At 59.6% G+C, this 2,217-nt stretch carries 3 protein-coding genes and 1 pseudogene; 3 read left to right on the top strand and 1 reads right to left on the bottom strand.

All coding sequences use genetic code 11. From position 1 onward, the window contains the following. Positions 1-145 (bottom strand): annotated as a pseudogene (locus BG57_RS30745) (translesion DNA synthesis-associated protein ImuA); the annotation flags it as partial. A 293-nt stretch (positions 146-438) separates the two neighbouring features. Between BG57_RS30745 and BG57_RS30740 the strand changes: the two are divergent. The 3 genes from BG57_RS30740 to BG57_RS30730 all read left to right on the top strand — a co-directional run bounded on the left by BG57_RS30740 (position 439) and on the right by BG57_RS30730 (position 2,180). Next, the gene (locus BG57_RS30740; protein ID WP_035971041.1) at positions 439-783 is read left to right on the top strand and encodes a hypothetical protein; all 345 of its coding nucleotides are present in this window, start codon (positions 439-441) and stop codon (positions 781-783) included. Between the two features lie 69 nt (positions 784-852). Further along, positions 853-1,824 (top strand): SOS response-associated peptidase family protein, encoded by a 972-nt coding sequence (locus BG57_RS30735; protein ID WP_035971038.1) that lies wholly within the window; start codon positions 853-855, stop codon positions 1,822-1,824. Positions 1,825-1,958: 134 nt separating this feature from the next. Beyond that, positions 1,959-2,180 (top strand): hypothetical protein, encoded by a 222-nt coding sequence (locus BG57_RS30730; protein ID WP_035971037.1) that lies wholly within the window; start codon positions 1,959-1,961, stop codon positions 2,178-2,180. Positions 2,181-2,217 lie beyond the last annotated feature (37 nt).

Here is a 2,217-nt window from a genome sequence, read left to right as displayed (position 1 = left end):
CACCGAGCGGCCAGCCGCCGCCGGGCAGCTCCGCCGACAACGCCGCGTAGCCGGTGTCCACCGTCTTTCCGTAAGCACGGGCGAGCTGCGATCCGCGCCACAACGCGGGATGAATGGACTCGACATGTTTGGGCAGGGCCGCCATTTTGCATAAGGACTGTATGGATGTACAGTACTTTACATCGAAATTTGCAACGTGGAATTGCGCCCTTTTTTGTCGGTTTCGGCGCATGAATGAGTATGCTGAAGCCCATTGCCGGTCCGAACACCGGACCGGTAAGCCTTCGGCCAGCGTAGTTCGACTCGCGGAGCTGCGCAGGAACGGGCGTTGATTCTCGCGTCCATGTCCGCACTTGTAATCAACGAGGCGTGAACGCGCCTCGCTCAACATCAAGAAACAATGGTCGAGAAAAAACAACCCGAAGGAATAACCCGCCTATGGCTGAGTCGGATATTAACGAGGTGGCGCAAGCGCGTGCAGAACTCCTTTGCTTCCTGGTTGCAACCGTCGCGGCATCGTACTCGCTCACCCACGAGTGGCGAGTCGATCATGTCGTGGAGAGCTGCCGCATCTGGCTTCGGCGCAACCACCTCTGGATGGACTGGCTCGAGCGCGTGCGACTCGGGCAACTGGCGCTCAAGATCGCCAAACGAGACCTCAAAGGCGCCGGGATTGCGGTGCGCCAGTCGAACGTCCAGGCGCTCTTTACCGGCGACATGCAACTGAACTATGCGTGCACCGTCATTCAGAAGATGCTGGCGCTGTGCAAAGAGGCGTTGTGAAAGTCTGGCATCGATGCGATTGGCAACGGCGCACTTCAACCACGAAAGCACGAACGGGGGCCCTCACGGATGTGTTATTCAGCGCAAATTCAGGCCGACTACCGTCGGTACGTGAAGATGTTCGGCGCGCAGATGGATATTCGCGAGTTCACGCGCCTCTTCTGGGAACGCGCTGAGGGCAGCAAGGCCAAAATCCCGAAGGCGATGGAAGACGCCTTTTGGGAACCTGCGACCGATGACGAGCTACAAATCAAGGCGTTTATCGGCCGGTTCAACGCGGAGCAGGCGACCCGGCTCGAACAGGAACTCTTCAAGCAACGCACACGTCTGGCGGATGCAGAGCGGTCGCTGCAGACAAAGGTGACAAAAGCGGCAACCGACAGCAAGCGCATTGCCAACGACAAGATCGATGCCGCGTTACGGCGCCTCGCCGATCTCAGTCGATGCGAGCCGGAGGCCCGTGATTCGCGCATCTTTCCCGGCTACTACGCGCCGGTCCTCGTGGTCGAAGACGGACAGTATGTGGTTAAGCCGATGCGCTATCAGTGCCGCATTGCAGGCAAACCTGCAAGCTACGACATCAAATACCCCGGCACCTACAACGCGCGGCGCGAGAGCCTGGACAAGTTTTGGAAGCCGTGCTTCGGCTACACGCACGGCCTGCTGCTCGTCGACGTCTTCTACGAGAACGTCACGCGCGCGAAGTGCGAGAACACCTTGTTCGAACAGCATGACGGACCACAGGCGCCGGGCGAGAACGTCGTGCTCGAGTTCCGTCCCAACAACGGCCAGCTGTTGATGGTCGCGTGCCTGTGGTCGAGGTGGACGGCGCCTGGTCAGCAGGATCTGTTGTCATTCGCAGCGATCACGGACGAGCCGCCTGCTGAGGTCGAAGCCGCGGGCCACGATCGCTGCATCGTGCCGATCAAGCGAGAGAACGTTGACGCCTGGTTGAATCCGCAGGCGTCGGACCTGGGCGCACTTGATGCCCTTCTCGAAGATCGAGACCGGCCGTACTACGAGCATCGGCTCGCGGCATAGTGGCTAGCGGCGAGCTGCGGTGATGCTTGGCTGGCGATAATTCGCCGGAGATGCTGGGTGCGAGATGTTGGGTCGGAGTCGCTCGGAACGCTCTTTGCTCGTTTGCCCGTGTCTTATTCTCAGGAGAGACGACGATGGCAGGTGACAACTCGTATAAGCCCGGTGAAATCGTCAAGGTGTCCGGCATCTATTCCGTGGTTCATGAAGATGGCAAAGACACCTTCGAAGTCACGTGCGTGGAAGGTGAGCACTTCCCGCCGACGCGCAGCGGCAAAGGCGCCCACTTTGAACTGAAATACGGTGCGACCCATTCGCACAAGCATGGGGAACTGAAGGGCACCGAGGCGCGCGGCTAGCGTTCAATTCGCCAGCGCGAGAGTGCGACTTCTTTAG

The organism is Caballeronia grimmiae (genome assembly GCF_000698555.1).
Taxonomy (GTDB): Bacteria; Pseudomonadota; Gammaproteobacteria; order Burkholderiales; family Burkholderiaceae; genus Caballeronia; species Caballeronia grimmiae.
This window is presented reverse-complemented; position numbering and strand designations above follow the sequence as displayed.

Coding starts and splice junctions, on each gene's coding strand:
- BG57_RS30740 (WP_035971041.1), top strand. CDS start 439: ATGGCTGAGTCGGATATTAACGAGGTGGCGCAAGCGCGTGCAGAACTC.
- BG57_RS30730 (WP_035971037.1), top strand. CDS start 1,959: ATGGCAGGTGACAACTCGTATAAGCCCGGTGAAATCGTCAAGGTGTCC.
- BG57_RS30735 (WP_035971038.1), top strand. CDS start 853: ATGTGTTATTCAGCGCAAATTCAGGCCGACTACCGTCGGTACGTGAAG.